Source organism: Streptomyces sp. NPDC028289 (assembly GCF_055565975.1).
Genome location: NZ_JBVHTI010000007.1, coordinates 643,773 through 670,532, shown reverse-complemented (window position 1 = coordinate 670,532; position 26,760 = coordinate 643,773). Strand labels below are relative to the sequence as shown.

Here is a 26,760-nt window from a genome sequence, read left to right as displayed (position 1 = left end):
GGGCCCTTCTCAGCTCGTCTCGCGCGGCTAGTCGTTACTGCTGAAGATCGCCACCAGGCGCAGCATCTCGACGTAGATCCACACCAGCGTCATGGTGAGGCCCAACGCGGCCAGCCAGGCCTCGTTCTTCGGGGCGCCGTAGGCGATGCCGTCCTCGATCTGCTTGAAGTCGAGGGTCAGGAAGAACGCGCCGAGCAGGATCGCGATGATGCCGACGATCGCGCCGAGCGGGCCGAAGCTGCGCAGTCCGCCGTTGTCGGCGACGCCGAACGCGACCAGCAGCAGGTTGACCGCCATGACCAGCACGAAGGCGATGGCGATGGCCATGCCGATGCGGGCGTAGCGGGCGGTGACGCGGATCCAGCCGGCCTTGTAGACCAGCAGTGTCGCGGCCGAGACCGCCAGGGTGCCGAGCACCGCCTGGAACGGGGCGCCGCTCCACTGGCTGTTGTACATCTCGCTGATGACGCCGAGGAAGACACCCTCGAAGGCGGCGTATCCCAGGATCAGCGCGGGCACCGGGGTGCGCTTGAAGCTCTGGATCATGGCCAGGACGAACGCGATGATCGCGGAGCCGATGGCCAGGCCGTAGCTGGTGGCCGAGATCGGCAGCAGCGCCCAGGCGAGGACGGCGCCGACGGCGACCGTGCCGAGCGTCATGCCCGAGCGCATGACGACGTCGTCCATCGTCATCCGGCCGGTGGTGGCCGGGGCCTGCGGCGGGGCACCCTGCTGGAGGTCCTGCTGGGCGTACGGGTTGTTCGCGTACGGGTTCTGCGCGTACGGGTTGCCGCCCTGCGCGTACGGGTTGCCCTGTGCGTACCCGGCCTGCGGCGCGGTGTTGAAGCCCGCGTAGCCGTTGTCGCGGCTGAACCCCCGTCGCGAGAAGACCGGGTTGCTGCTCCTCATTTCACTCCTCCATGGCCACCCTGCGTGGCCTTGGCGTCAAGAGTAATGGATTGGCAAAAGACTGACCCTACTACCTGCGGAGGATCTTTCCCTCACCGTGCTGCGCAACACGCTACGCGGAGCCCTGATTCCCGGCCACGGAGGGCTTCATTCCATGACGAAGCCGGAACACGACCGGAATCGGCCGGAGATCCCTCAGGCGTCCAGCGGGAAGCCGGTGTAGGCCTCCGCCAGGTCGGTCTCGGCCGCCCGGGAGGAGGCGATCCGGCCGAGCCGGGCCAGCTGGAGCCGGGCGTCGAAGGGGGTGTCGCCGGGGCCGGGGTGGAGCATGCTCGTCATGTCGTAGGAGAACCGCTCGGCCTGCCAGACGCGGCGCAGGCAGGTCGCCGAGTAGGCGTCGAGCAGGTCGGGCGAGCCCGTGTCCCGCTCGTGGACCAGGGCGTGGGCGAGGGTCACGACGTCGCCCACCGCCAGGTTCAGCCCCTTGGCGCCGGTCGGGGGCACGATGTGGGCGGCGTCCCCGGCGAGGAGAACCCGGCCGTGCCGCATGGGCTCATGGACGTACGACCGCATGGGCGTGACCGACTTCTGGGTGATCGGGCCGCGCTCCAGGCGCCAGTCGTCGTCGGTCTCGAAGCGCCGCTCCAGCTCGTCCCAGATCGCCTCGTCGGTCCACTCCCCGGCGTCGGTGCCGGCCGGGACCTGGAGGTAGAGGCGGGAGACGGACGGGGAGCGCATGGAGAGGAGGGCGAAGCCCCGGTCGTGGCGGGCGTAGACCAGTTCGTCGTGGGAGGGGGCGACGTCGGCGAGGATGCCCAGCCAGGCGTAGGGGTAGGTCCGTTCGAAGACCCGGGAGAGGGACTCGGGGAACGCGGTGCGGGCGACCCCCCAGAAGCCGTCGCACCCGATGACGTAGTCGCACTCCAGGACGTCCTCGCGGCCCTCGTGCCGGAACCGGATCCGCGGCCGCTCGCTCTCGGCGTCCTCCACCGCCAGCGCCTCCGCCTCGAAGAGCAGCGGGCCGCCCTCCTTGAGCTGGAGGGCGATGAGGTCCTTGCAGACCTCGGTCTGGGCGTAGACCATCACGGACCGGCCGCCGGTGAGGCCGGGGAAGTCGACGCGGTGGCGCTGCTTCGCGAACCGCAGCTCGATGCCGTCGTGGCGCAGGCCCTCGCGGTCCATGCGCTCCCCGGCGCCGGCCGCGCGCAGCACGTCCACCGTGCCCTGCTCCAGGATCCCGGCGCGCTGGCGGTGCTCGACGTAGGAGCGGTCGCGGCTCTCCAGGACGACCGAGTCGATGCCCGCGTTGTGCAGCAGCCGCGCGAGGAGGAGCCCGGCGGGTCCGGCTCCGATGATGCCGACGGTGGTGCGCATCGGTCGTTCCCTTCCGTGGACGGGCGTCGTCGCCCGGGGTTCCGAGAGTAGATTGTTCGTCTGGTGAAATTTCCTTCACCTTCCGATCCCGAGTCTCCGTCCGGTGGTGTCCCCTGTCAATGGCGGGAAGCGGGTCCCGGAACGCGGCCGGCCGCCGGGCCCGCGGAAGGCGGTCGCGGGCCCGGCGGCCGGTGTGCGGGACTGCGGGACGGGTCAGCGACCCGGCCAGCCGTCCAGGTGACGGTGGAGCGTGACGTCCTTCTGCGGGTCGCCCTTCGGGGCGTTCGCGACCGCGTCGTGCAGGACGGCGGTGACCTCGGCGGCGAGCCCGTCGGCCTTCGAGCGCAGTTCGTCGGCGGGCAGCGTGGAGCGGGTCAGCGCGTCGAGCCGGCGGTGGATGTCGGCGAGCCTGTCCTGGGTGGCCCTGTCGAAGCGCAGCGCGGTCGGCGTGGAGACCACGAACTGGTAGGCCCCGGCGAGGGTCTGACAGCCCGTGCACTCCTTGTTGGCGGCGTCGCTGAGGTTCACGGCGTTCAGGTGGGTGTGCTCCCCGCCGATCGTGACGATCTGGAAGGAGAGGGCCACCGAGCGGCAGTGGTCGTCCGCCGAGCAGCCGGCCGAGACGGCGTTGGCCTGGTTGCGGACGGCGGCGGCGTTCACCGTGCCGAACTGGCGGATCGTGAAGGAGTCCCTGATCTGGGTGTGGTGCCCGCGGTCGGCGTGGCTGAAGACGTGGTCGGAGACGACCGCGGCGTGCGGGGCCGCGGTGGCCGCCTGCGCGGGTACGGCGGTGGCCGCCCCGGCGACCCCGGCGGCGAACAGGCCGATCCGGACGGCCCGCCGGGTGAGCGGACCTGGGGTGGTACGGGTTTTTCGGTGACTGCTCATGGAGTGCTCCTGTGCTCCTGTACTGCTGCGGAAGGTGGTTCTGGGGCCGCTCGTCAGGACGTGGCCGGTCAGCCTGGCGGCCGGGCGTGGCCGGGGCCTGCGGTCAGGCCGGGGCCCGGTGTCAGCCGGGGCCCGCCGTCAGGACGTGGCCTGGCGTCAGGACGTGGCCGGGGCCGGGGTCGCCGAGTCGGTGGCCGGCGGCGGGGACGGGCTGGGGGTCGGGGAGGCCGGGACGCTCTCCGACGGAGTGGGTGTCGGCGAGGCCGGCACGCTCTCCGGCGGCGAGGACACCGGTTCGGTGACCGGTCCCCCGCTGGCCGGCGCCTGCGACCTGGTGGGTCCGCCCTTCCCGGGGCTGCCCGGCACCGAGGCGGAGGGCGACGCGGAGGCGGACGCGCCGCGCGACGTCTCCCCTGCCGAGGGCCCGGCGCTCGCTCCGGCCGAGCCGGACGGCCCGCCGGGCACGGTGTCCGAGGGGGCACCGGAGTCCGCCGGCCGGTCCGGGGTCGAGGCCTGCCGTGCCGGCGGCGGTTCCTCGGTCGGCACCCCCGGCTGGAGGATCGGGGCGATCGGCGGCTGCTTGGGCAGCGGCTTCGGGGTCACCCCGGACATCCAGGCGTAGCTGAGCCCGGTGAGCCCGGCGAGGGCGAGGGCGCAGATCGCCAGCCGGAGCTTCGGCCGGCCCGCCGTGGAGCGCTGCGCGGCCCGGAAGATCCGGCCGCCGATCTTCACGGACAGGTAGACGACACCGGCCATCGGGCACAGCAGCATCACGCAGCCGATCGTCCCGACCAGCCCCTCGACCACCTGACCGTGCACGAACGCGCCGCCGGTGCCGAGGAGTTGCTCGGTCAGCGAGCGGGTCATCGTGGTGAGGATGCGCGGCAGGTTCCACAGCGCGTACCCGAGTTCGCCGATGATCAGCGGGACCATCGTCAGCACCCAGGTGGCGACGATGGCCCGCGCCGACTTCTTCAGCCCGGCGACCTCCTCACGGGCCCGGTCCCCCCTCGGCCCCGGCACCAGGCCCAGCAGGATCGGCTTGATCTTGCCGTACAGGTCCGGGACCCCGGCCAGGTCGCCGAGGATGTAGTAGCCGTCCAGCCGCACGGCCGGCATCAGCTGTTCCATGATCTCGAAGTGCCCGAGATACACCGCGGCCAGGAAGAACTGGGCCCCGGTGGCGAAGTAGGCGCCGGCCATGGCCAGCATGAAGACGACGTTGAAGTAGACGCCGCCCAGGTCGGTGCGGAGCCGGCCGCCCCGTCCGATCCGGTAGACGTCGGTGACGTCGGTGTACATCGAGGGCCAGATGAGGAAGAGCCCGCACCCGATGCAGCCGGGGCGGGCTCCTCCGTATCTGCACGCGGAGGCGTGTCCGAACTCGTGGAAGACGAGGGAGGCCACGGTGAGCACGAAGACGACGAGGATCAGGACCGGCTGGTCGAGCACCTCCAGGACGGGCTCGATCGCTCCGAAGAACCCGAACAGCCAGACGTCCATGGCGACGGCCGAGCCCAGCACCAGCGCGACCACGGCCGGCCGGTGCAGCCACGCCAGCGAACGCGCGATCTTCGCCGTACGCCGCTCGTTGAAGATCACCCGGTGGCCCTTGAGGGCGAGCAGCAGGTCGGAGCGCGGGGCCTCGACCTCGTCGTCCTCCTGGCCCTCCGGGACCGTCACGCCCAGCGGTTCCAGCTTCTTCTCGACGAGGTAGCGGATGTTCTCCCCGCTGACCTCGCGTCCGAAGCGGGCGCTGACCCGGTGGGCGATGGCCTCGGCATCGCGGACGCCGTCGACCGACGACGCCACCAGGTACAGCAGTCTGGACAGCTGCACGACCTGCCCGTCCCCCCGACGGGCGATGTACTTGGGCTCGGTGAATCCCGACCCCTGGTACTCACCGTGCAGCTGCAGCCCCGCGCTGAGCCTCGGGACCGGCGACGGCGGGTCGACCACCGGCAGGTTGCCCGTCGCCACCTGCTCGTAGGTCACCGGCCAGCCGCCGGGTCCGGGCACCGGGCCCGTGTCGTAGAGTGCGGCAGCCCCGTCCCCGAGCACCGTCATGTGTGGTCTCCCCCCGGATCCCCGATGTGTTCCCCCCGAACTGCCGGGAGCGCCACCGCCGGGGCGACGGCGGTGGCGCTCCTGGGGACTACTGGGTGACGCTGATCGTCTGCGAGGCCGACGACTCGGCGGCCGACCAGGCGGAGTGGTCGTTCAGCGCGGCGGACTGGTTGGACGCCTCGATGTTGGCGATGTGCTTGGTGACGTTGACCGTCTTGCCGAAGCTGAACTTCAGACGCCCGAGGGCCTCGCGGCCCGGGAGCAGCTCGGCGGACTCGTTCTCCAGCTCGTTCATGTCCATGCTCATGACGGATGTCCCTTCGTTTCGTGTGCGGTGAGGTTGAGGTCGAACTCGGTGCCGGCGCCGTGCGCCAGGGCGGTACTACTGGTGGACGCTGATGGTCTGACCGGCGCCGGAGTCGGCCACCGACCACGCCGAGTGGTCGTTCAGCGCGGCGGACTGGTTGGACGCGTCGATGTTCGCGATGTGCTTGGTGACGTTGACCGTCTTGCCGAAGCCGAACTTCAGCCGGCCCAGGGCCTCACGGCCCGGCAGCAGCTCCGCGGACTCGGCCTCGAGCTCATGGGCATCCATCATGATCTTTTCCCCCTCAGGGATAGACATTTCCGATCGGATCGAGTCAGGTTCCCCCCGGACTCTGTCCAATCTGGTCGGACGTGCTGTCCAACGAGATTGGACACTACGGGCTCGGGAACCCGTCGCGCAACCCCTTCGGAAAATCACCCTCTCGGCCGATCGCCTACCCGCCCGTAGAATCGGCCGCGACATGGCAGGACCCCGCAGGCGGCGAGCAGGAAGTGACGGTCAGTGGCCAACGCACTGCAGCAGTTGATCCGTGAGCACCTCGACCGCAAGGGCTGGTCCTACGGCGACGTGGCACGGCGCGGCGGCATCCCCCGCTCCACCGTGCACCACCTGGCCACCACCGACCGCGTGGTCCGTATGCCCCAGGCGACCACCCTGGAGGGCCTGGCCAAGGGGCTGGAGCTCCCCCTGGAGGCGGTGCGCCGCGCCGCCGCCGAGGCCTGCGGGATCCACGTGTACGGCACCTCACCGGCCGCGGAGCCGCACGGCGCCGCCGACGCCGGCACCGCCGATCCCGAGGTCGCGCTGCTCATCGCCAGCGTCCAGAAACTGTCGGCCGACGACCGCCGGCACGTCACCGCGCTCGTCGAATCGCTGCTGGACCGCGCACCCCGGGAGAAGTGAGCGCCGCCGGACCGCAGCCGGACACTCTTCCGTCAAGTCGGAAAAAGAATCCAACTCCGCACGAAAGCGTCAAGATCCGCCGCTAGTCTCTGCCTCACTGCCCGGGAACGCGAGAGCCGCACGACCACGGGCTCTCAGGGGGACATGTGTTGTTCGTGCACGGCGGACCGGCGACGGCCGTGGTCCGCAAACCCGACGGCGAGTCCGTCGTCCTGCTGTCCGGCGAACTGCCCGAGGTGCTGACCGACGCCTCGGTCACCGAGCTGCTGGACCTGGCCGCCGCCATCCTGGACCCGGCCGAACTCGCCCTCTTCGAGGAATGCCTGCGCACCCTGCGCCGCAACGGCATGCGCGCGGGCCGCCGCATCCAGGTCGACGGCGCCGTGCTGACCGTCTACGAGGGGTGAGCCGGCGCCGGGAGTGAGTCGGCGCCGAGGGTGAGCCGACGCCGAAGGCGAGTGGCGCCACCCACGAGAGGTGCGGGAAGTGCCCGGAACCGGACTTGAACCGGTACGCCCGCGAGGGGCAGCGAGGTTTAAGCTCGCCGTGTCTGCATTCCACCATCCGGGCAGGCCATGGGCTCCGCTACGAGGCTCCGACCCTATCGGGAGGCATCCCCCGAACAGCGGACGGGCGACCCGATGTTGTCTTATTTTATTGACGTCTGAGGGAGCATCAGCACCCGGAACGAGCCATCCGCACTTGCCAATAGCGTTACGCGCGGTGGGTGCACACGTACACGGAATGACGGAATTTCACCGTCCGAACAAGGGGGCTCCACCTGTTCTCGACGACCGGGAGCGCCCTGTTCCGGATCGGGTCTCGGGGTTCCGAGTCATCCCCAGGTATGACTCGGCGCCCCGCCGGTCCCCCCTCGGTCGCCCCCCGGAACCGGAACTGCGGCTGACTACACGGACCGGTTCGGCCGAGACGATGGTGCGGTCCCCGTGAACGCCGTCGTCCCGACAGGAGCACCCTTCCGTGTCCACCACACCCTCCCCCAAACTTCGTCCGGGGGTGCCCCCAGCCGACCGGCGGACCACTTCCGTGGCCGCACGCGCCACGGACCTCTCGAAGATCTACGGCCAGGGCGAGACCCAGGTGGTCGCCCTGGACCGGGTCACCGTCGAGTTCCGGCAGGCCGAGTTCACCGCGATCATGGGGCCGTCCGGCTCCGGCAAGTCCACGCTGATGCACTGCGTGGCCGGCCTCGACACCTTCTCCTCCGGTTCCGTGCGGATCGGCGACACCGAGCTGGGCTCCCTGAAGGACAAGCAGCTGACCAAGCTGCGCCGGGACAAGATCGGGTTCATCTTCCAGGCGTTCAACCTGCTGCCGACGCTGACCGCGCTGGAGAACATCACCCTCCCGATGGACATCGCGGGTCGGAAACCGGACAAGCAGTGGTTGGACGACGTGATCCGGATGGTCGGCCTCCGGGACCGCCTCGGCCACCGTCCCTCGCAGCTCTCCGGCGGCCAGCAGCAGCGCGTCGCCGTGGCCCGTGCCCTCGCCTCCCGGCCGGAGATCATCTTCGGTGACGAGCCGACCGGAAACCTCGACTCCCGCTCCGGCGCCGAGGTGCTGGGCTTCCTGCGCAACTCGGTGCGGGAGCTGGGCCAGACCGTCGTCATGGTCACCCACGACCCGGTGGCGGCCGCGTACGCCGACCGCGTGGTCTTCCTGGCCGACGGCCGGATCGTCGACGAGATGTACCGCCCGACCGCCGAGACGGTCCTGGACTTCATGAAGCAGTTCGACGCGAAGGGCCGCACCAGCTGATGTTCCGCACCGCCCTGCGCAACGTCCTCGCACACAAGGCCCGGCTGCTGATGACCGTGCTCGCCGTCATGCTCGGCGTCGCGTTCGTCTCCGGCACCCTGGTCTTCACCAACACCATCTCGGACGCCTACCAGAACAGCTCGGCCAAGGGCTTCAAGGGCGTCGACGTCGCCGTCACCGCCAAGTACCAGGACTCCAAGGGCGACAAGGTCGGCAAGACGCCCGACCTCACCCAGGCCGTGCTCGACAAGGCAGCGAAGGTTCCCGGGGCCGCCTCCGCCACCGGAGTCGTCTCCGGCTTCACCGCGATCGCCGACAAGGACGGCAAGCTGATCGGCGGCGGCTGGCAGTCGGAGGGCGGCAACTACTGGGGCACCAAGGACGCCCGTTACCCGCTGGTCAGCGGCCACGCACCGAGCGGCAAGGACGAGGTCCTGATCGACTCCAGGACCGCCGAGCGGGCCGGCTACAAGGTCGGCGACACCGTGCGCATCTCCGTCGACGGCCCGGTCCTCACCCCCACGGTCGCCGGCATCTTCACCACCGACGACGGCAACGTCGCGGCCGGCGGCAGCCTCGCCCTGTTCGACACGGCGACCGCGCAGCAGCTGTTCGGCAACAAGGGCGCGTACGACGAGATCGACGTGACCGCGAAGTTGGGCACCGGCCAGGCCGCCCTCAAGTCCCAGCTGGACGCGGCCCTTCCGAAGAAGCTCGTGGAGACCACCACGGGGCAGAAGCTCGCCGACGACCAGGCGGAGCAGATCTCCAGCAGCATGAGCGGCCTGCGCTCGGGTCTGCTCGTCTTCGCCGGCATCGCGCTGTTCGTCGGCACGTTCATCATCGCCAACACCTTCACCATGCTGGTCGCCCAGCGCACCAAGGAGCTTGCCCTGCTGCGCGCGGTGGGCGCCTCCCGCCGCCAGGTCACCCGGTCGGTGCTGATCGAGGCGTTCGTGGTCGGCGCGGTGGCCGGGGTGACCGGTCTGGTCGCCGGTATCGGCATCGGCGCCGGACTGCGCTCGCTGCTGGGCTCGTTCGGCGCGACCGTCCCGGACGGCCCGCTGGTCGTCAGCCCCGGCACGGTGGCCGCCGCCCTCGCGGTCGGCATCGTCATCACCATGCTGGCCGCCTGGCTGCCCGGCCGCCGCGCCGCGAAGATCCCGCCGGTGGCCGCGATGAGCGCCCTGCACGCCGCCCCGACCACCAAGTCGCTGGTGCTGCGCAACACGATCGGCGCCCTGTTCTCGGCGGCGGGCGTGGTGGTGATCCTGGCGGCGACGACGATGAGCGGCAGCGACGGCCAGGCCCCGATGGGCTTCGGCGCGGTCCTGCTCATCATCGGCGTCTTCGTGCTGACCCCGCTGCTGTCCCGACCGCTGATCGCGGCGGCGGCCCCGCTGCTGCGCGGGTTCGGGGTCTCCGGCAAGCTCGCGCGGCAGAACTCGGTGCGCAACCCGCGCCGTACCGCCGCCACCGCCTCCGCGCTGATGATCGGCCTGACCCTGATCACCGGCATGACGGTGATGGCGGGCAGCCTGCAGAAGTCCATCGACAAGATGGCGAGCTCGGCGATCCGCGCGGACTACATCGTCTCGATGGCCAACGGCAACGCGCTCTCCCCCGACGTGGCGAAGAAGGTCGCGGCCACCGACGGCGTGACCGCCTCCAGCCCGCTCAGCAACGCGGCCTCCCGCATCGACGGCGAGACCGAGTTCCTGACCGGCGTCGACGGCTCGTCGATCGGCAGGCTCACCGACCTCACGGTGGACAGCGGCTCCTTCAAGGTCGGCGGATCGGACGTCGCCGTGGACGACGACACCGCCACGTCGCACGGCTGGAAGGCCGGTTCCGTCTTCACCGTTCACTACGAGGACGGGAAGGCGCAGCGGCTGACGGTCGCCGGGGTCTACGAGGGCAACGCGGTGATCCGCGGGATCATGCTCGACAGCACCACCCTCACCCCGCACGAGACCGACCCCGCCGACATGCAGATCATGGTCAAGACGGCGAACGGCGCGTCGAGCGCGGCCAAGGACAGGCTGGAGAAGGCCCTCGGCTCCAACCCGGCGATCAAGGTCCAGGACAAGCAGGACCTGTCCGACTCCATCGCACAGGCGTTCACGCTGATCCTGAACATGGTCTACGGGCTCCTCGCGATGGCGGTGATCGTCGCGGTCCTGGGTGTCATCAACACCCTGGCCATGTCGGTGTTCGAACGCTCCCAGGAGATCGGCATGCTCCGCGCGATCGGCCTGGACCGCAAGGCGGTCAAGCGCATGGTCCGCCTGGAGTCCCTGGTCATCTCGCTCTTCGGCGGGGTGCTGGGCCTCGGCCTGGGCGTGTTCTTCGGCTGGGCGGCCGGTCAGCTGGTCGGCTCCCGGATGCCGACGTACGAACTGGTGCTGCCCTGGGCGAGGATGGCGGTCTTCCTGCTCCTGGCCGGCACGGTCGGCGTCCTGGCGGCCCTGTGGCCGGCCCGCCGCGCGGCGAAGCTGAACGTGCTGGCTGCGATCAAGGCCGAGTAGCAGGCAGCGGACGTACGGCGAAGGGGCCCACGCGGGTGACGCGGGGCCCCTTTCGTCGGTGCGCGGGCCGGTCCGGGTGTGGGCCGGTCCGTGCGTGGGCTCAGTTCTGCCAGACGCGGGTGCGCAGGGGCAGCCCGGAGGCACCGGAGTCCGGGGTCCGGACGGCCAGCACCTGGTTGACGCCGATGCGGTTGTGTTCGAAGGCGAGGGCGGAGGCGGCCATGTAGAGCCGCCAGACACGGGCCCGGCCGGGGCTGGTCAGCCGCATGGCCCGCGGCCAGTCGGCCTCCAGGTTGGCCACCCAACGGCGCAGGGTGCGGGCGTAGTGCTCGCGGATCGACTCCACGTCCCGCACCTCGAACCCGGCCCGCTCCAGCTGGGTGACGGTGGTGCCGATCGGGGCGAGTTCGCCGTCCGGGAAGACGTAGGCGTCGATGAACTCGTCGACGTGGTACGCCGACTCGTCACGCTGCGGGCGCCGCGCGATCTGGTGGTTGAGCAGCCGTCCGCCGGGCTTGAGGAGCCTGTGCAGTTCCCGCGCGTACTCCAGGTAGCGCTCGGCCCCCACGTGCTCCGCCATCCCGATCGACGAGATCGCGTCGTACGGCCCGTCCCTGACGTCCCGGTAGTCCTGGACCCTGATCTCCACCCGGTCCGTCAGACCCTCGTCAGCGACCCGTTTACGGGCGAACGCGGCCTGCTCCTGGGAGAGGGTGACCCCGACGACGCTCACGCCGTGCTCGCGGGCCGCGTGGATCGCCATCGACCCCCAGCCGCAGCCGACGTCGAGCAGCCGCTGACCGGGCCTCAGGCCGAGCTTGGCGCTGACGAGTTCGAGCTTGTCGCGCTGGGCGGTCTCCAACGTACCGCCGTCCTCCCAGTAGGCGCACGAGTACACCATCGACGGCCCGAGGACGATCCCGTAGAAGTCGTTCCCCACGTCGTAGTGGTGGCTGATGGCCTGTCTGTCGCTGCGGCGGGTGTGCAGATGGCTCCGTCTGCGCACCTCCTCGCGGGGCGGGGCGGGCGGGACGGGCGGCCCGGCGAGCCTCACCAGCTCCCGGACGGCGGCCCGCACACGCGGGTCGCGGAGCGCCTGCGCGAGGGTGCGGTCGTCCTCCCCGCGCTCCCAGATCAGTCCGGACATCACCGCGAGGGCGCCGTAGAGGTCGCCCTCGATGTCCAGGTCCCCGGCGACCCAGGCGCGGGCCAGGCCCAGTTCGCCCGGCTTGAACAACATGCGGCGCAGGGCGCGGCGGTTGCGCACGACGAGCGTCGGCGCACCCGGCGGCCCGGCCTCCGATCCGTCCCAGACCCGCAGCCGTACCGGGAGCGGGACTCCCAGCACCTGCTCGGCAACACTCCTCAGCCGCGACGCGGCGTCGGCCATGGCGCACACCTCCAAGACATCGATCCCGGATGCCGGTTACCACGTAAACACCGTGAGGGCAGCTGCGCAGTCCCGCAAAGGAGTTACGACTGGGCAAAACAGATGTAGCCAGCATGTAATCGCGCCGGCTCCCCGGGCACGCCGAAGGGCCTCCCGCACCACGGATGGCGGGAGGCCCTTCGGACGGTTCAGCGACCGGTGACCGGGGTCAGGAGGCCTTGGCCTTCTCCTCGGCCTTCGGGGCGGCGACCGGAGCGGGCTTGGCGGCCTCGTAGAACTCCTCGCGGGGGTTCTCCATGGCACCCAGGGACACGACCTCGCGCTTGAGGAACATGCCGAGCGTCCAGTCGGCGAAGATGCGGATCTTGCGGTTCCAGGTCGGCATCGCCAGACCGTGGTAGCCACGGTGCATGTACCAGGCGAGACGGCCCTTGACCTTGATCTTGGTCTTGCCCAGGACGATCATCGCGACGCCCTTGTGCAGACCCAGACCGGCGACCGCGCCCTTGTTGGCGTGGCTGTACTCCTTCTGCGGGAAGCCCCGCATGCCGGAGACCACGTTGTCGCCGAGGACCTTGGCCTGCCGCAGCGCGTGCTGCGCGTTCGGCGGGCACCAGGCGTTCTCGACGCCGGCCTTGCGGGCGGCGACGTCCGGCACCTGGGCGTTGTCGCCCGCGGCCCAGATGTAGTCGGTGCCCTGCACCTGGAGGGTCGGCGCGGTGTCGACGTGACCGCGGGGACCGAGCGGCAGGCCGAAGCGGGCCAGCGCCGGGTTCGGCTTGACGCCGGCCGTCCACACGATCGTGTTGGAGTCGACCTCGAGGCCGTTCTTCAGCACCACGTGGCCGTCGACGCAGGAGTCCATCGAGGTGGAGAGGTAGATCTCCACGCCACGGCTCTCCAGGTGCTCCTTGCCGTAGAGGCCGAGCTTGGGGCCGACCTCGGGAAGGATCTTGTCGGCGGCGTCCACGAGGACGAAGCGCATGTCCTCACGGGACACGTTCTTGTAGTACTTGGCGGCGTCGCGGGCCATGTCCTCGACCTCGCCGATGGTCTCCGCGCCCGCGAAGCCACCGCCGATGAAGACGAAGGTGAGCGCCTTGCGGCGGATCTCCTCGTCGGTCGTCGAGTCGGCCTTGTCCAGCTGCTCGAGGACATGGTTGCGCAGGCCGATGGACTCCTCGATGCCCTTCATGCCGATGCCCTGCTCGGCGAGGCCGGGGATCGGGAAGGTGCGGGAGACCGCGCCGAGTGCGATGACGAGGTAGTCGAAAGGCAGCTCGTACGCCTCGCCGACGAGCGGCGCGATCGTGGCGACCTTGCGGTCCTGGTCGATGGTGGTGACCCGGCCGGTGAGGACCTCCGCCTTCGGCAGCACGCGTCGCAGCGGGACGACGACGTGCCGAGGGGAGATGCTGCCGGCGGCGGCTTCGGGGAGGAAGGGCTGGTAGGTCATGTACGACCGGGGGTCGACGACCGTGACGGTCGCCTCGCCGTAGCGCATCTTCTTGAGAATGCGCCGAGCTGCGTACAGGCCTACGTACCCACCGCCTACTACGAGGATCCTGGGACGCTCCGTGGTGCTCATGGCATCGAGTATCCACCCGCCCCGAGGGGGCCGCTCGTGCGCCCCTTCACAAGCTTCCACGAGGGTCGTGCTACACTCCGCCGCCCACGTGACACAGGTCATGGTCGACCGCGGGAACCCACTTCCGATACGACCCGTTGTCAATGCCGCGTGAGCTGCCTCTCCAGGCTTCCGGGGGCACCGTGAGGGCACCCGATGCCACCCTCACGAGCACCTCCCGGAACACCCTCGAAACGCTCTCCTGAGCACGCGCTCGGGCCTGTTGAGCCCCCGAACGGACCAAGAGACCCCGCCGGACCCCCCACCTGCACCGAATTCCTTGTGAAGAACTTCACGAAGTTTTCCGTCGGGGTGTCGTGGCACGGCGTGTCACAGGCCGTTCGGGGCGCTCACCCGTCGATTCGCATGCTCATCCGAGGATGGATCACGCCGATCTGCGGGTCAGGCGACGGACCAGGCGATGCCGTCCAGAATGTCGTGCTCACTCACCACGACCTCCTCGGCACCCACCCGTTCCATGATCGACTGGAGGACGAGGGCGCCGGCCCCGATGACGTCGACACGACCGGGGTGCATGGAGGGCACGGCCGCCCGCTCGGCGTGGGTCGAGCGCAGCAGCGACTCGGTGATCTCCCGGACCCGGGCGTAGGGGATGCGGGAGTGGTGGATGGCGGCGGAGTCGTACTCCGGCAGGTCCTGGTGGATCGCGGAGAGCGTGGTGACCGAGCCGGCGAGACCGACCAGGGTGCGCGCCTCGCGCAGCGGTACGGTCTCCTCGGCGAGGTCGAGGGCGCGCTCGATGTCGGCCCACATCGAGGCGGTCTCGGCCTCGGTGGGCGGGTCGCTGACGTGCCCCTCGTGCACGAGGTGCCGCTCGGTCATCCGCACGCACCCGACGTCCACGGACCGGGCGGCCCGCACGTGTGCGTCGCCCACGACGAACTCCGTCGACCCGCCGCCGATGTCCACGACGAGGAACGGCTTGGCGAGGTCGTCGCGCCCCGCCAGCTCCCTCGTCGCGCCCGTGAAGGAGAACTCGGCCTCCTGGTCGCCGCTGATGACCTCCGGCTCGACGCCGAGGATGTCGAGCACGCCGCGCACGAACTCGTCCCGGTTCTCGGCGTCACGGGAGGCGGAGGTGGCCACGAACCGCAGCCGCTCCGCCCCGTACTCCTTGATGACCGCCGCGTACTCCCGGCAGGCCGCGAACGTCCGCTGCAGTGCCTCCGGCGCCAGCCGCCCGGTCCGGTCCACCCCCTGCCCGAGCCGCACGATCACCATCCGCCGGTCCAGATCGACGAGCTCCCCCGTCTCCGGGTTCGCGTCGGCGACGAGCAGCCGGATGGAGTTGGTTCCGCAATCGATGGCGGCGACGCGGGTCATGGCAGTGGGTTCCTTCTCTGTTCGTGACTTCTCGGCGGACCGAGCCGAGCCGGGGCGGCACCTTCTCGGCGGACCGAGTCGGGTGGTGGGTGGGCGAAGGCCTCGGGGGTCCAGGGGGCGGGGCCCCTGGACGGCACGTCACTCGCCCGTGACCACGCAGGCACCCTTGGCCCACCACTCCGGCAGCATGGCGATCGCCTCGTCGCCGAGCGGGTTCACGCCGGGGCCGGCGGCCAGCGAGTGGGCCACCAGGACGTGGAGGCACTTCACCCGGTCCGGCATCCCCCCGGCGCTGGGAAAGCCCGTCAGCTCCTCGATCTCGTCCCGGCGCCGGATGTAGTCCTCGTGGGCGGCCCGGTACGCCGCCGCCAGCTCCGGATCGCTCTCCAGCCGCGCCGTCATCTCCTTCATCACGCCGTTGGCCTCGAGGGTCCCGATGGCGGACGCGGCCTTCGGGCACGTCAGGTAGTACAGCGTCGGGAACGGCGTCCCGTCCGGCAGCCGCGGCGCGGTCTCCACGACGTCCGGCTGCCCGCACGGGCACCGGTGCGCGATGGCCCGCAGCCCGCGCGGCGGCCGCCCGAGCTGCTGCTTGAAGGCCTCGACGTCCGCGTCGGTCGGCTCGGTGCGCGGGGTGGAGGGCGGAGGCGTTTGCATGACTGTGTTCTGCGTGGCTTTCTGTCGGTTCACTGGTCGGACGCGTCGGACTTGTCGACGCCGTCCCAGACGTTCGCGTACCAGGGCCGGTCGGCCGCCCCGAGGTAGGCGTGCGCCTGCTTGGCGGCACCGGGGTCGATCACGACGAACCCGGTCTCCCCCGGCATCACGTAGTGCAGCCGCTCGCGGATCTGCTGCTCGGCGTACGCGTCGTCCTGCCACCGCGCCTTGAGGTCCCGCAGCTGCTCGACCCGCTGCCGGGCCTGCTCCTGCTGCCGTTCGAGGTCGGAGATCTCGGCGCGCTGGGAGACGTACTGCCGCATCGGATAGGCGAGCGCGACGACCATCGTGCACAGCACGATCGCGAGCAGCGCGGCGCGGCCGGTGAGCCGGGAGCGCCGGGCCTGGCGCCTGGTCTGGGAACGGTAGACCCGGGCAGCCGTCTGCTCGCCGAGCAGCTTGAGCCTGGTCGCGGTGGAGAACCGGTCCCGGTCCTTCACGGCCATGTCCCCGCCTCCCTGGTCGCCCTGATACGTGCGTACGTCCCCGGACACGGTACGGGACCGGGTACGGGGACGTACGTACGACTGGCTAAGCCTTACCCTCTAGCGGGCTCAGCCCTTGAAGCGGGGGAACGCGCTGCGGCCCGCGTACACCGCCGCGTCGTCGAGGATCTCCTCGATGCGCAGCAGCTGGTTGTACTTGGCGACGCGCTCGGAGCGGGCCGGGGCGCCGGTCTTGATCTGGCCGCAGTTGGTGGCGACGGCGAGGTCGGCGATGGTGACGTCCTCGGTCTCGCCGGAGCGGTGCGACATCATGCACTTGAAGCCGTTGCGCTGGGCGAGCTCGACGGCGTCCAGGGTCTCGGTGAGCGAACCGATCTGGTTCACCTTCACCAGCAGGGCGTTGGCGGTGCCCTCCTCGATGCCGCGGGCCAGGCGCTCCGGGTTGGTGACGAACAGGTCGTCGCCGACGATCTGCACCTTGTCGCCGAGCTTGTCGGTGAGGACCTTCCAGCCCGCCCAGTCGTCCTCGAACAGCGGGTCCTCGATGGAGACCAGCGGGTAGGAGGCGACGAGCTCCTCGTAGTACTCGGTCATCTCGGCGGCCGAGCGGGACTTGCCCTCGAACTCGTACTTGCCGTCCTTGTAGAACTCGGACGCGGCGACGTCGAGCGCGAGCGCGATCTGCTCGCCGGGGACGTAACCGGCCTGCTTGATGGCCTCCAGGATGAGGTCGAGCGCGGCGCGGTTCGACTCCAGGTTCGGGGCGAAGCCGCCCTCGTCGCCGAGGCCGGTGGCCAGACCCTTGCCCTTCAGGACCTTCTTCAGGGTGTGGTAGACCTCGGCACCCCAGCGCAGCGCCTCGGAGAAGGACTCCGCGCCGATCGGGGCGATCATGAACTCCTGGATGTCGACGTTGGAGTCCGCGTGCGAGCCGCCGTTGAGGATGTTCATCATCGGGACGGGCAGCAGGTGCGCGTTCGGGCCACCGAGGTAGCGGAACAGCGGCAGGTCGGACGCCTCGGAGGCGGCGTGCGCGACGGCGAGGGAGACACCGAGGATGGCGTTGGCGCCGAGCGAGCCCTTGTTGTCGGTGGCGTCCAGGTCGAACATGGCCTGGTCGATCAGGCGCTGCTCGGTGGCGTCGTAGCCGACGAGCTCCGGGCCGATCTGCTCGATGACGGCGAGGACGGCCTTCTCGACGCCCTTGCCCTGGTAGCGGTTGGGGTCGCCGTCACGGAGCTCGATGGCCTCGAAGGCACCGGTGGAGGCGCCGGACGGAACGGCGGCACGACCCGTGCTGCCGTCGTCGAGGCCGACCTCGACCTCGACCGTGGGGTTGCCTCGGGAGTCCAGGATTTCCCGGGCTACGACGACGTCGATGGACGGCACGAGCATCTCCTTCTTGGGATGTGACGCTGGTTGTGCGGGGCGCACGTGGGCCTCGTCGGCCCTTGCTCAGCCTTGCGACTAGAGCCTAACCGTCCGAGGGCCGTCGGCCGGCACGACCGACCGGCCCGTGGACACACAGACGGTACTCATTGTTCATGCGCGGAACAAAGGGGGTCCCGATGAAGAACGGAAGAAGAGCGGGCCAAGAAGCGCGCCGGGAAGGGGCGGCAAAGAGAAACCCCGCCCCGGTGCGTACGGGGGAAAACGCACCGGAGCGGGGGCCTGTGGGGGACGGGGGGTGACCCTCACGTGGTCTCCACTATGGGGACCACGGCTGTGTGGGAGCTGTGGTTCAGCTGGGCGCCGCTCAATACTTTCGGCGGCCGCGCCGCGCGCTGCGTCAGGTGCCCTACTTCAGGTGCAGCTGCTGGCCCGGGTAGATGAAGTCGGCGTCGTCGACGATGTCCTTGTTCAGCTTGAACAGCGCCTGCCAGCCGCCCTTGACCTTGTGCTTCTCGGCGATCGAGCTGAGGGTGTCGCCCTTGACGACCTTGTACTCGCCGTCGCCCTTCTTGACCTTCTTGCCGGTCGGGGTGGTGACGGTCTTCTTGGCGGCCGGGCGCTCGGCGGAGCGGGAGGCGGCCTGGGTGTCGGTCGAGCGGGTGCTGGTGCTGCTGCTCGACGAGCTGGAGCCGGAGGAGCTGCTGGAGCTGCCGCCGGTGTAGGTGGCGCTGGACAGGCCCGTGCCGCAGACCGGCCAGGCCCCCTTGCCCTGGGCGGCGAGGACCTTCTCGGCGATCTGGATCTGCTGCGCCTTGGTGGCCTGGTTGGCCTGCGCGGCGTACTGCGTGCCGCCGTACGCGGCCCAGGTGGAGGCGGAGAACTGCAGACCACCGTAGTAGCCGTTGCCGGTGTTGATGGCCCAGTTGCCGCCGGACTCGCACTGGGCGACGGCGTCCCACTCGGAGGCGGTGGCGGCGGAGGCGCTGCCGGCCGCCATCAGCGGGGCGGCGACGGCGACGCCGGTGACACCGGCGACAGCGATGGCGCGGACGGCCTTGGACGGACGACGGTGCTTGCCCTTGCCGGAGAACAGCATGGATCGATCCCCTCACCGACGCCTGCGAGGTGAGCTGTCGGGTTCGGGCCGGTTGAGTTGCCCGGCCGCACACCGTGTGTCGGTGCGCGGCTTCACCCCGAGCCGGATCGGCAGCCTCAACTACCGGCCCCGGCACTTACCTTGGGTCCCCCGCTCCTGCCTACGGCGCATGACGCGACGACTGTTCCCGGGCGGCCGCTGGCAGGACTCGGCGTTGCGACGGCCGGGGCTCGTGGTGACGAGCGGCCTTGACCGTAAACAGGCCATCAGGTGAATTTCAAAGATGATCAGGGCTTCTGAGACTCATCCCACACTTTCACCAAAACGGACATTCAACTCGAAGCGGGACGTCAACTCCCGCTACTTTTCGTCCGATTCGCTGCCGAGTTTCAGGGTCTGACCGGGGGTGATGGCGTTCGGGTCGGTGCCGATGTCGGCCTTGTTCGCGGCGTAGAGCGCACGCCATCCACCGTCGAGGTCAAGGGAGTCGGCGATGGAGGCAAGGGTGTCGCCGTCGCGGACGGTGTAGGTGCCGGCATCGCGGGAGGCGTGGCGGCCGGAGGAGGTGACACTCTGACCGTTTGTCACGCTTTCGTCCGCCGAGCCGCCGCGGTGCTTGCCGCCGCTGCTGACGGCTCCCGTGTCGACCAGGCTCCAAGAGCCGCCGGTCTGCCATGAATTGTCCGAGTCGTCGATCCCGGAGGTGACGGGACTCTCGCTCGCCTTCGAGGCGCCGGAGCCTGCGTCGGAGTCGGAGGATTCCGACTTGTCCGTCTTGTTGGACTTGCTGGAACTGTCCCCCTTGGAGCCGTCGTCGGCACTCGCACTCGGAGAGGGGGCGGCGGAGTCGTTCCCGGAGTCCGTGGCGCCCGAAGACGAGTCGGAGCCGGAAGAGGAGGACGAGTCCGACAGTCCGGAGGACGAGTCAGACGAGTCGGAGGAACCGGATGAATCGCCCGAGTCGCCGAGTCCCGTGTCGACGTTCACCGAGGCGTCGTCGGACGAGAGGCCGGCGAGCAGGGCGCAGGTCCGCCAGGGCTTGGTGCCCTGGTCGGCGAGTATCTTCTCGGCGACCGCGATCTGCTGCGAACGGCTCGCCTGGTCCGGCGTGCCGGCGTACTCCAGCCCCCCGTACTTGCTCCAGTCGTCCAGGGACATCTGGAGGCCGCCGTAGTAGCCCGTGCCGTTGTCGGCGCTCCAGGAGCCGCCGCTCTCGCACTCGGCCACCTGGTCCCAGGTCGAGCCGTCGGCCGCGCTGGCGTTCACCGCGCCTAGGAGCGGGATGGCGATGGCGGAGCCGGTCACCCCGGCCGCGACGAGGAGTGCCGGAGCCTGGCGGGGGCGACGGTGACGACCGTTCCCGGAGAGCATGCGGAAACCTTTCGAGCGACAGCGGTGACCGGCGCGACGGTTCCCGCAGGGGCGCCGCGCTGATGGGTGAACGTATCGGCAGACGATCACTTGTCACAAGTTAATGCCGCGTAGATCACGTGAAGATCACAGACTTGAACGTCGGTCACCTTTTACCCCCACGGGCCGGTACAAGCCTCGGCGAGGGCCTGCGGGGGGCTTCAGCGACCGGCCGGCGTGAACTCCACGGGCAGGGTGCGCAGTCCGCGCATGATGAGCCCGCCGCGCCACCGCAACTCGCTCTCGTCCACCGCGAGTCGCAGGTCGGGGAGGCGGGTGAGGAGGCCGGCGAGCGCGGTCTGCCCCTCCAGGCGGGCGAGCGGGGCCCCGAGGCAGTAGTGGATGCCGTGGCCGTAGCCGAGGTGCTGGTTGTCCCGCCGGGCGAGGTCGAGGGTGTCCGGCTCGGCGAACCGATCCGGGTCCCGGTCGGCCGCGGCCAGGACGACCAGGACCGGGTCGCCGGGCGCGATGCGCTGCCCGCCGATGTCGACCGGCTCGGTGGCGAACCGCCAGGTGGCCAGCTCCACCGGCCCGTCGTAGCGCAGCAGTTCCTCGACGCCGGTCTCCAACAGCCCGCGCTCACCGGCGGCCAGGGACTCCTGCAGACGTGTCCGCTGCCCGGGGTGGGTGAGCAGCGCGTACGTCCCGTTGCCGATCAGGTTGACGGTGGTCTCGAAACCCGCGAACAACAGGATGAAGGCCATGGCCGCGGCCTCGTTCTCGGTGAGGTGCTCGCCGTGGTCCGAGGCCCGGATGAGCCCGGAGATGAGGTCCTCGCCGGGACCGGCCTCGGCGGGCAGCGCCTCCCGCTTCCGGTGGATCAGCTCGGCCAGGTACCCGCGCATCTTCTTCACCGACCGCGCGACCCCGCCCCGCGGCCCGCCCCCGTGCCGGATCATCATCCCCGCCCAGTCCCGGAAGTCGTCCTGGTCCTCGGGCGGGACGCCGAGCAGGTCGCAGATGGCGTAGATGGGGAGCGGGAAGGCGAACTCGTGGATGAGGTCGGCCTCGCCCCGCTCCGCGAACCCGTCGATGAGCCGGTCGGTCAGCTCCCGGACCCGCGGCGCGAACTCGGCCACCCGGCGCGGGGTGAACGCCTTGCTCACCAGCCGCCGCAGCCGGGTGTGGTCCGGCGGGTCGATGTTGAGCAGGTGCGTCATCAACTCGGCCTTGCGCTCCCCGGGGATGCCGGTCTTCCCCTTGGCGTGCGCGGGCTCGTCGTGATGCGCCGGGTTCTTGGACAGACGGGGGTCGGCGAGGGCCTGCTTGGCGTCCCCGTACCGCGTGACCAGCCAGGCCTCCACCCCGCTGGGCAGCCGGGTCCGCCGCACGGGCTCGTGCTCCCGCAGCCAGGCGTAGGCGGGGTAGGGGTCCGCGGCGAACTCCCAGGTGAAGAGGTCGGGGGCGACCGGGGTCACTTCTCCACTCCCTCCGTCGCCCGCACCGCGTCCCGGTAGGCCCGGGCCGCCGCACGCAGGGCCGCCTCCGGGTCGGTGCCGTCGGCCTCCGCGCGGGCCGCCAGGGCGAGCAGCTCGTACCCGATGCCCGGAGCCTGCGGCAGCGGCACCTCGAGGCCGGCCGTCCGCACCCGGGAGGCCAGCTTCGCCGCCAGGGCGAGACCCGGCTGGGCGAGGGGTATCCCGTCCGTCACGGACGCGCGCCGCTTCTCCACCGCCTTCGTGCGCAGCCAGTGCTCCTTGACCTCCTCCGGCGTCGACGCGGTCTCGTCGCCGAAGACGTGCGGGTGGCGGTGGATGAGCTTGGCGACGATGCCTCCCGCGACGTCGTCGATCGAGAAGGGGGCGTCCGGGTCCTCCTCCGCGATCCGCGCGTGGAAGACGACCTGGAGGAGCACGTCGCCCAGTTCCTCCCGCAGTTCGTCGCGGTCGCCCTCCTCGATCGCCTCGACGAGTTCGTACGCCTCCTCGATGCCGTACTTCGCGAGGCCCTGGTGGGTCTGCCGGGACGACCAGGGGCACTCCTCGCGGATCCGGTCCATGACCTGGACGAGGTCGAGGAGGCGGGCGCCGGGCAGGTCGTAGGAGGCGGGGAGGAGCTCCAGCTCGGGCATCCGGACGCGGCCGGAGCCGGCCAGGCGGGCCAGGCCGTCGGTGAGGGCGGGTTCGCCCTCACCCGTCGCGACGACCACCACGGTCCGGCCGCCGGCGCAGGCGTCGACCAGCTCCTCGGCGGTGGGGGCGGCCTCGTCCACGGCGGTCCCGGCCTCCCGCAGATACGGCAGCTGCGGATGCGCGCCGTCCGCGCACAGCACGCGGTCCGCCGCGCGCAGCGCCTGCCAGGCGGGCCAGGACAGCAGGCCGGGGGCGACCCGGTGGCTGGTGGTGAGCAGGACGATCCGGCCGGGGTCGGCGGCCGCAGGCGTGGCGGAGGGGTCCGGGGTGGGTTCGGGCCTGGTGGTGTTCACGCTCCGAACGTAACGCACCGCCGCCGCCCACCTCGCAGTTTGTCCACAGGGTGAGGGCGATCAAGTGATCGTATGACCGCAATGGAGATGGCCACCCCGGCGGCCCGCCCTACGCGGACACCTGCGTCCCGGCCGAGGTGACCTCCCGTACCCACGGCGTCTTGGCGTCCACCCGGCTGCTCTTCTGGACATCCCAGGCGCCGTAGCGCGGGTTCAGGTCGACGTGGAGTTCCTTGGAGGCGCTCGCCAGGGCCTTCCAGAAGGCGGGCTGCGAGGTGTCGGTGCCGAGCACCTCGGCGAGCTTCTTGGCCTCCACCTGGAAGCGGAGGTTGTCGTCCAGCCGCTGGGGGGCGATGCCGTACTTCTGCAGCCAGGCCGTCTGCAGCGCCGCGGAACCGCCGGCCTGCCGTTCGAGGCCGGTGCGCATCTGCTCGACCTCCGCCCGGGTGACGGTGACACCCGCGGTCCGGGCGGCCCGGTGCAGCACCTTGTCGAGCACCATGTTGTACAGGGTGTCCCGGGTGAGGCTGCTGGTGGAGGCGAGGACCTGCTGGTACTGCGTCTGGTCCGGCACCGCGGCGCGCTGGGCCCGGCGCACCTCGTTCACGCGGTTCTCCAGCTGCGAGACGGTGATCCGCTGGCCGCCCACGACGGCCGCCGCGCCCGGGTGCGCGTCGCTTCCGCAGGCGGTCAGGAAGGGGGCCGCGGCGGCGATCGCGGCGGAGAGGAGGAGCGCGGTGCGACGGCGGCGGTGCAAGGGTGCCTCCCGAGGAGATTGTGCGACGGTGCACAAAGTCTTGCGGTGATCGATGGTAGGCAGTGGGCAAGCTCTGGCCAACCCATTCGACCAACGATTCACACGCGCGTCCGGCACCGCCGCACCACCCTCCGCAAGGGTTTGCGGTACGGATCCCGTGCGGACCCCGCTCAGCCCGTGATCGCCACCGGGGCGTCCCACGCGTCACGGTCCACAGTGACCGTGTAACCGCCGCGCGTCTCCTTGCTGTTCACCATGTACTGGTGGGCCCGGCTGTGCCCGGTGTACTGGGTCGAGCCGAACGGCCAGTCCGTGGTCGTGGTGTTGCTCTTGTCCCACAGCGCGTACCAGAGGTTGCCCGGCAGGTCCGTCTTGTCGGTGGCGTTCGCGATCGCCTTGGCGCTGGAGCTGGTGAAGCCGTAGAAGCCGGCGCGGTACGTCTTCGCCCGCAGTTCCTTGTCGAAGGCGCGGACGTACGTCAGCACGGCGTTGTTGCACGACGTGTTCGTCGTGTCGTACGCCTCCATGTCGAGGTAGATCGGGCTGCCGGCCTTCATCCCGAGCGCGGCGGCCTTGGCCACGGCGTCGTCCGCCTCGGACTTGCCGACGGAGGCGGCGGTGGAGGCGCTGATCTTCACCGAGCCGCCGGATCCGCAGGACGGCTGGGCACCGACGTAGAGCGGGATGAGCTTCCAGCCCGTCGCGGAGACCGACTTGACCCAGGAAGCGGTGAGGTTGGGCTGGGCGCAGCCGCGGTTCTTGCCGCCGATGTAGACGGCGGCGGCGCCGTAGAAGCCGGTGTTCCAGGCCTTCATCACGGTGGCGGAGGGCGCGGCGCAGGTGTCGAAGGCGCGGCCGGTGAACGTCCTCTGGGCGGGCCAGGTGGTGGCCGCCATGGAGGTCTGCGCGGCGATCCCGGCCCCCGCGACGACCGCGGCGCCCGCGACGCCCCAGGTGATGTATCTGCGCTTCTTCGACTGCCGATGGCTGGACATGCCCGAACCCCACCCCTGTTGTGTCTTTGCCGTGCGGCAAGTTGTGCGAAAAGTAGGTGCAGTATGCACCGCACGGGGACTAGCCGCGCATCTGCCCCAGCCAGTGCAGCGTCCGCCGCACCTCGCCGGCCAGGGGATGGCCGGGCCCGTGCAGCCGTTCCACGTCGAACAGCAGCCGGGTGAGCGTGTCGTGGGCGGCCGGCCGGTCGCCGAGGGCGAGCAGCAGATGGCCGATCCGGCGACGCACCTCGTGGGCGAGCTGCGGGTCGCCGGCCACGTACTGGTTCTCGTAGTACGGCAGCAGCGCGCGGTACTCCGCGAGCGCCGCCGCCGGTTCGCCGAGCTGTTCCAGGCACTGGGCGGTCTCGTAGCGGAAACGCAGGGCCTGCGGGTCGGCCTGGCCCGCCTCGGCGGCGCGTTCGTCGGCGAGGCGGCGCAGTTCGGGCAGCGCGCGCCGGTACTGCCCGTCGTCCATCAGCGTGGCCGCGTACTGCTTGCGGAGGGTGCGTACGACCGTGGAGCGCTCGCCGTGCTGGTCGGCGGCGACGGGCAGGATCGCGCCCAGGATGTCGACGGCCTGGGTGATGCGTCCCTCCCCGAGCAGCCGCTTGACCTCGTCGACGGCCGCGGCGACATCCGGTCTGTCCGGTACGGCGGCCGCGGGGGCGGCGGGCTGGGGTGCGGGCGTGCGCGCCCGGTCCGGCCAGGGGGCGTGCGGGCGCAGGAAGGGGCGCGTGGGGTCCAGGGGAGCCCCGGACGGCGTCCCGCGCGCGGGCAGAAGCGAGGCCAGGTCCTCGTAGACCTCCTGCGCGGACGCCGGGCGGTGCTGCGGGTCCTTGGCGAGCAGGCGCAGCACGAGGCTCTCCAGCGCCTCCGGGACCTCGGGGCGGGTCCGGCGTACCGGAGCCGGCGGCTCGTACAGGTGACGGTGCAGCACCCCGAGCGCCGTGGAACCCGCGAACGGGACCTCTCCGCTGAGCAGTTCGTGCAGCAGCACGCCGAGCGCGTACAGGTCGGTGTACGGGCCCACGGCGCCGCCCATCGCCTGCTCGGGCGCCATGTAGGCGGGCGAGCCGATCGGGGACCCGGTGTGGGTGAGGCGGGTGGTGTCCGTGTCCATGACGGAGGCGACGCCCAGGTCGAGGACGGTGACCGTGCCGTCCTGCTTCACCATCACGTTGCGCGGCTTGAGGTCGCGGTGGACGATCGGCACGGCGTGCACGGCGCTGAGGACCGCGCACAGCTGCGCGGCCACCGCCACCGCCCACTGCCACGGGTACGGGTCGTGCTCCGCCAGGTGGTCGGAGAGGTCGGCGCCGTCCACGTACTGCATGACGAGGAAGAGCTCCTCGCCCTCACTGCCCGCGTCGTGCACGGTGACCAGGCCCGGGTGGTCGACCTGCGCGGTGACCCGGCACTCCCGCAGGAACCGGCGGCGCAGCTCCTCCGCCTCCGCGCCCGCCACCTTGTCGGGGCGCAGCAGCTTCACCGCCACCCGTCGGTCGAGCCGTTGGTCGTACGCCGTCCACACCTGGCCCATGCCGCCCTGTCCGATGAGCGTGGACAGCTCGTAGCGCCCGGCGACGACGCGTCCTGTCGCCACGGTCACCGTCCGCCCTCGTGGTCGCCCTCGCGGTGCCCGTCGTGCTTGCGCAGGTAGTCACTGAGCTCGTCGAGTTCGGCGCGCACCTGCTCGATCCGGGCGGGCGCCGGGCGCTGGGGCGGCGCGGGTATCGGTGGCTGCGCGAGCGGCGGCCCGGGCACCGGGGGAACGGAGTGCGCGGGCGGGGCAGGGGTGTGCGGGGGCATCGTCCCCGTGGTGTACGGCGAGACGGGGGGCGCGTAGGCGTACCTCTGCGCCGCGTACGCCTCGCGCTGCCGCTGGAAGTGGCGTACGTCGGCCACCAGGTAGTAGACGACGGCGCCCAGGAGGGTGCCGAACAGAAGCGTGATCCCCAGGTAGCCGCCGGCGGTGTGCACGTCGTCGCCGGGTTCGCTGCCCAGCAGCACGATGCTGAGGACGTCGGCCGCCACGGCCGCCACCATCACGCCGATGTCGACCGGTCTGCGGGTCACGACGGCCAGCCGCAGCAGCATCGCCCACGCCAGGAAGCCGGCACTGAACACCCCGAGCGCCACGAACACCACACGCAGCAGGACCAGTACCGCGTCGTGCGGCGGCCGCTGCACCGGCTGCGCATGGCCCTGGCCTTGCATGATCGCTCCTGTGTGCCTGGTGAAGGGCGTACGTGAAAAGGGCGTACGTGCCCGTCCGGCGCTGTCCGCCCGCGGACGGCACCGGTCGTGCGATGGTCGGATCGAGCATATGGCCAGGCGCGGACAACCGGTTCGGGTTGTACCGAACCGTTGTCGGACCGACTG

The 26,760-nt window shown here is 70.8% G+C and carries 24 protein-coding genes, 1 tRNA gene and 1 riboswitch; of the genes, 4 read left to right on the top strand and 21 right to left on the bottom strand.

The annotated features are described in order from the left end of the window. Nucleotides 1-27 precede the first annotated feature (27 nt). The 6 genes from ACZ4UV_RS36250 to ACZ4UV_RS36225 all read right to left on the bottom strand — a co-directional run bounded on the left by ACZ4UV_RS36250 (nucleotide 28) and on the right by ACZ4UV_RS36225 (nucleotide 5,836). Nucleotides 28-909 (bottom strand): Bax inhibitor-1/YccA family protein, encoded by an 882-nt coding sequence (locus ACZ4UV_RS36250; protein ID WP_467843759.1) that lies wholly within the window; start codon nucleotides 907-909, stop codon nucleotides 28-30. Nucleotides 910-1,104: 195 nt separating this feature from the next. Next, nucleotides 1,105-2,283 (bottom strand): 4-hydroxybenzoate 3-monooxygenase, encoded by a 1,179-nt coding sequence (locus ACZ4UV_RS36245; RefSeq protein ID WP_451021505.1) that lies wholly within the window; start codon nucleotides 2,281-2,283, stop codon nucleotides 1,105-1,107. Nucleotides 2,284-2,496: 213 nt separating this feature from the next. After that, nucleotides 2,497-3,171 (bottom strand): glycoside hydrolase family 18 protein, encoded by a 675-nt coding sequence (locus ACZ4UV_RS36240; protein ID WP_351489237.1) that lies wholly within the window; start codon nucleotides 3,169-3,171, stop codon nucleotides 2,497-2,499. A gap of 156 nt (nucleotides 3,172-3,327) precedes the next feature. Continuing rightward, complete coding sequence (locus ACZ4UV_RS36235; RefSeq protein WP_451021923.1) at nucleotides 3,328-5,238, bottom strand: zinc metalloprotease; 1,911 nt, start codon at nucleotides 5,236-5,238, stop codon at nucleotides 3,328-3,330. Between the two features lie 88 nt (nucleotides 5,239-5,326). After that, on the bottom strand, nucleotides 5,327-5,545 hold the full coding sequence (locus ACZ4UV_RS36230; protein ID WP_351489233.1) for a hypothetical protein: 219 nt from the start codon (nucleotides 5,543-5,545) through the stop codon (nucleotides 5,327-5,329). 75 nt (nucleotides 5,546-5,620) lie between these two features. Then, complete coding sequence (locus tag ACZ4UV_RS36225) at nucleotides 5,621-5,836, bottom strand: hypothetical protein (RefSeq protein ID WP_351489231.1); 216 nt, start codon at nucleotides 5,834-5,836, stop codon at nucleotides 5,621-5,623. A gap of 231 nt (nucleotides 5,837-6,067) precedes the next feature. Here ACZ4UV_RS36225 and ACZ4UV_RS36220 point away from each other — a divergent pair, with 231 nt between their 5' ends. Together ACZ4UV_RS36220 and ACZ4UV_RS36215 are read left to right on the top strand one after the other, a co-directional pair. Beyond that, nucleotides 6,068-6,469: a helix-turn-helix domain-containing protein gene (locus ACZ4UV_RS36220; protein ID WP_390047010.1), complete on the top strand. Its 402-nt coding sequence runs from the start codon at nucleotides 6,068-6,070 to the stop codon at nucleotides 6,467-6,469. 146 nt (nucleotides 6,470-6,615) lie between these two features. After that, nucleotides 6,616-6,876: a hypothetical protein gene (locus tag ACZ4UV_RS36215; protein ID WP_390047008.1), complete on the top strand. Its 261-nt coding sequence runs from the start codon at nucleotides 6,616-6,618 to the stop codon at nucleotides 6,874-6,876. 80 nt (nucleotides 6,877-6,956) lie between these two features. Here ACZ4UV_RS36215 and ACZ4UV_RS36210 read toward each other — a convergent pair. Further along, nucleotides 6,957-7,039: transfer RNA gene (locus ACZ4UV_RS36210), tRNA-Leu, on the bottom strand. 447 nt (nucleotides 7,040-7,486) lie between these two features. Here ACZ4UV_RS36210 and ACZ4UV_RS36205 point away from each other — a divergent pair. After that, nucleotides 7,487-8,251 carry an ABC transporter ATP-binding protein gene (locus ACZ4UV_RS36205; RefSeq protein WP_451021926.1) on the top strand — a complete coding sequence of 255 codons (765 nt, stop codon included), beginning with the start codon at nucleotides 7,487-7,489 and terminating at the stop codon, nucleotides 8,249-8,251. Next, nucleotides 8,251-10,779 carry an ABC transporter permease gene (locus ACZ4UV_RS36200; RefSeq protein ID WP_451021924.1) on the top strand — a complete coding sequence of 843 codons (2,529 nt, stop codon included), beginning with the start codon at nucleotides 8,251-8,253 and terminating at the stop codon, nucleotides 10,777-10,779. The genes ACZ4UV_RS36205 and ACZ4UV_RS36200 overlap by 1 nt, the downstream gene beginning before the upstream one ends. A gap of 100 nt (nucleotides 10,780-10,879) precedes the next feature. Here the strand turns inward: ACZ4UV_RS36200 and ACZ4UV_RS36195 are convergent, their stop codons facing one another. From ACZ4UV_RS36195 to ACZ4UV_RS36130, 14 genes are all read right to left on the bottom strand, one after another. Beyond that, entirely contained in the window at nucleotides 10,880-12,169 is a 1,290-nt protein-coding gene (locus tag ACZ4UV_RS36195; RefSeq protein WP_451021925.1) for a class I SAM-dependent methyltransferase, read from the bottom strand. Between the two features lie 208 nt (nucleotides 12,170-12,377). After that, entirely contained in the window at nucleotides 12,378-13,757 is a 1,380-nt protein-coding gene (locus tag ACZ4UV_RS36190) for an NAD(P)/FAD-dependent oxidoreductase (protein ID WP_093502015.1), read from the bottom strand. Nucleotides 13,758-14,198: 441 nt separating this feature from the next. Continuing rightward, complete coding sequence (locus tag ACZ4UV_RS36185) at nucleotides 14,199-15,140, bottom strand: Ppx/GppA phosphatase family protein (protein ID WP_467843750.1); 942 nt, start codon at nucleotides 15,138-15,140, stop codon at nucleotides 14,199-14,201. 138 nt (nucleotides 15,141-15,278) lie between these two features. Continuing rightward, a complete protein-coding gene (locus tag ACZ4UV_RS36180; RefSeq protein WP_384489793.1) occupies nucleotides 15,279-15,797 on the bottom strand; it encodes a DUF501 domain-containing protein in 519 nt (172 codons plus the stop codon). Nucleotides 15,798-15,826: 29 nt separating this feature from the next. Continuing rightward, nucleotides 15,827-16,303, bottom strand: a complete 477-nt coding sequence (locus tag ACZ4UV_RS36175; RefSeq protein WP_351489216.1) for an FtsB family cell division protein — start codon at nucleotides 16,301-16,303, stop codon at nucleotides 15,827-15,829. A 108-nt stretch (nucleotides 16,304-16,411) separates the two neighbouring features. Further along, a complete protein-coding gene (gene eno, locus ACZ4UV_RS36170; RefSeq protein ID WP_351957329.1) occupies nucleotides 16,412-17,698 on the bottom strand; it encodes a phosphopyruvate hydratase in 1,287 nt (428 codons plus the stop codon). Between the two features lie 403 nt (nucleotides 17,699-18,101). Next, a complete protein-coding gene (locus ACZ4UV_RS36165) occupies nucleotides 18,102-18,791 on the bottom strand; it encodes a transglycosylase family protein (RefSeq protein ID WP_451019016.1) in 690 nt (229 codons plus the stop codon). Nucleotides 18,792-18,795: 4 nt separating this feature from the next. Then, nucleotides 18,796-18,969, bottom strand: a riboswitch (cyclic di-AMP (ydaO/yuaA leader). A gap of 182 nt (nucleotides 18,970-19,151) precedes the next feature. Further along, on the bottom strand, nucleotides 19,152-20,162 hold the full coding sequence (locus tag ACZ4UV_RS36160; RefSeq protein WP_451019015.1) for a transglycosylase family protein: 1,011 nt from the start codon (nucleotides 20,160-20,162) through the stop codon (nucleotides 19,152-19,154). A gap of 200 nt (nucleotides 20,163-20,362) precedes the next feature. Then, nucleotides 20,363-21,619 (bottom strand): cytochrome P450 family protein, encoded by a 1,257-nt coding sequence (locus ACZ4UV_RS36155; RefSeq protein ID WP_451019014.1) that lies wholly within the window; start codon nucleotides 21,617-21,619, stop codon nucleotides 20,363-20,365. After that, entirely contained in the window at nucleotides 21,616-22,626 is a 1,011-nt protein-coding gene (locus ACZ4UV_RS36150; RefSeq protein ID WP_451019013.1) for a nucleoside triphosphate pyrophosphohydrolase, read from the bottom strand. Before ACZ4UV_RS36150 ends, ACZ4UV_RS36155 begins: the two co-directional genes overlap by 4 nt. 109 nt (nucleotides 22,627-22,735) lie before the next feature. Then, entirely contained in the window at nucleotides 22,736-23,383 is a 648-nt protein-coding gene (locus tag ACZ4UV_RS36145; protein WP_467843744.1) for a SurA N-terminal domain-containing protein, read from the bottom strand. 170 nt (nucleotides 23,384-23,553) lie between these two features. Continuing rightward, nucleotides 23,554-24,378 carry a glycoside hydrolase domain-containing protein gene (locus ACZ4UV_RS36140; RefSeq protein ID WP_451019011.1) on the bottom strand — a complete coding sequence of 275 codons (825 nt, stop codon included), beginning with the start codon at nucleotides 24,376-24,378 and terminating at the stop codon, nucleotides 23,554-23,556. 79 nt (nucleotides 24,379-24,457) lie between these two features. Continuing rightward, nucleotides 24,458-25,945 carry a serine/threonine-protein kinase gene (locus ACZ4UV_RS36135; RefSeq protein ID WP_351489345.1) on the bottom strand — a complete coding sequence of 496 codons (1,488 nt, stop codon included), beginning with the start codon at nucleotides 25,943-25,945 and terminating at the stop codon, nucleotides 24,458-24,460. Nucleotides 25,946-25,983: 38 nt separating this feature from the next. Beyond that, nucleotides 25,984-26,595 carry a hypothetical protein gene (locus ACZ4UV_RS36130; protein WP_451019010.1) on the bottom strand — a complete coding sequence of 204 codons (612 nt, stop codon included), beginning with the start codon at nucleotides 26,593-26,595 and terminating at the stop codon, nucleotides 25,984-25,986. Between the last annotated feature and the right edge of the window lie 165 nt (nucleotides 26,596-26,760).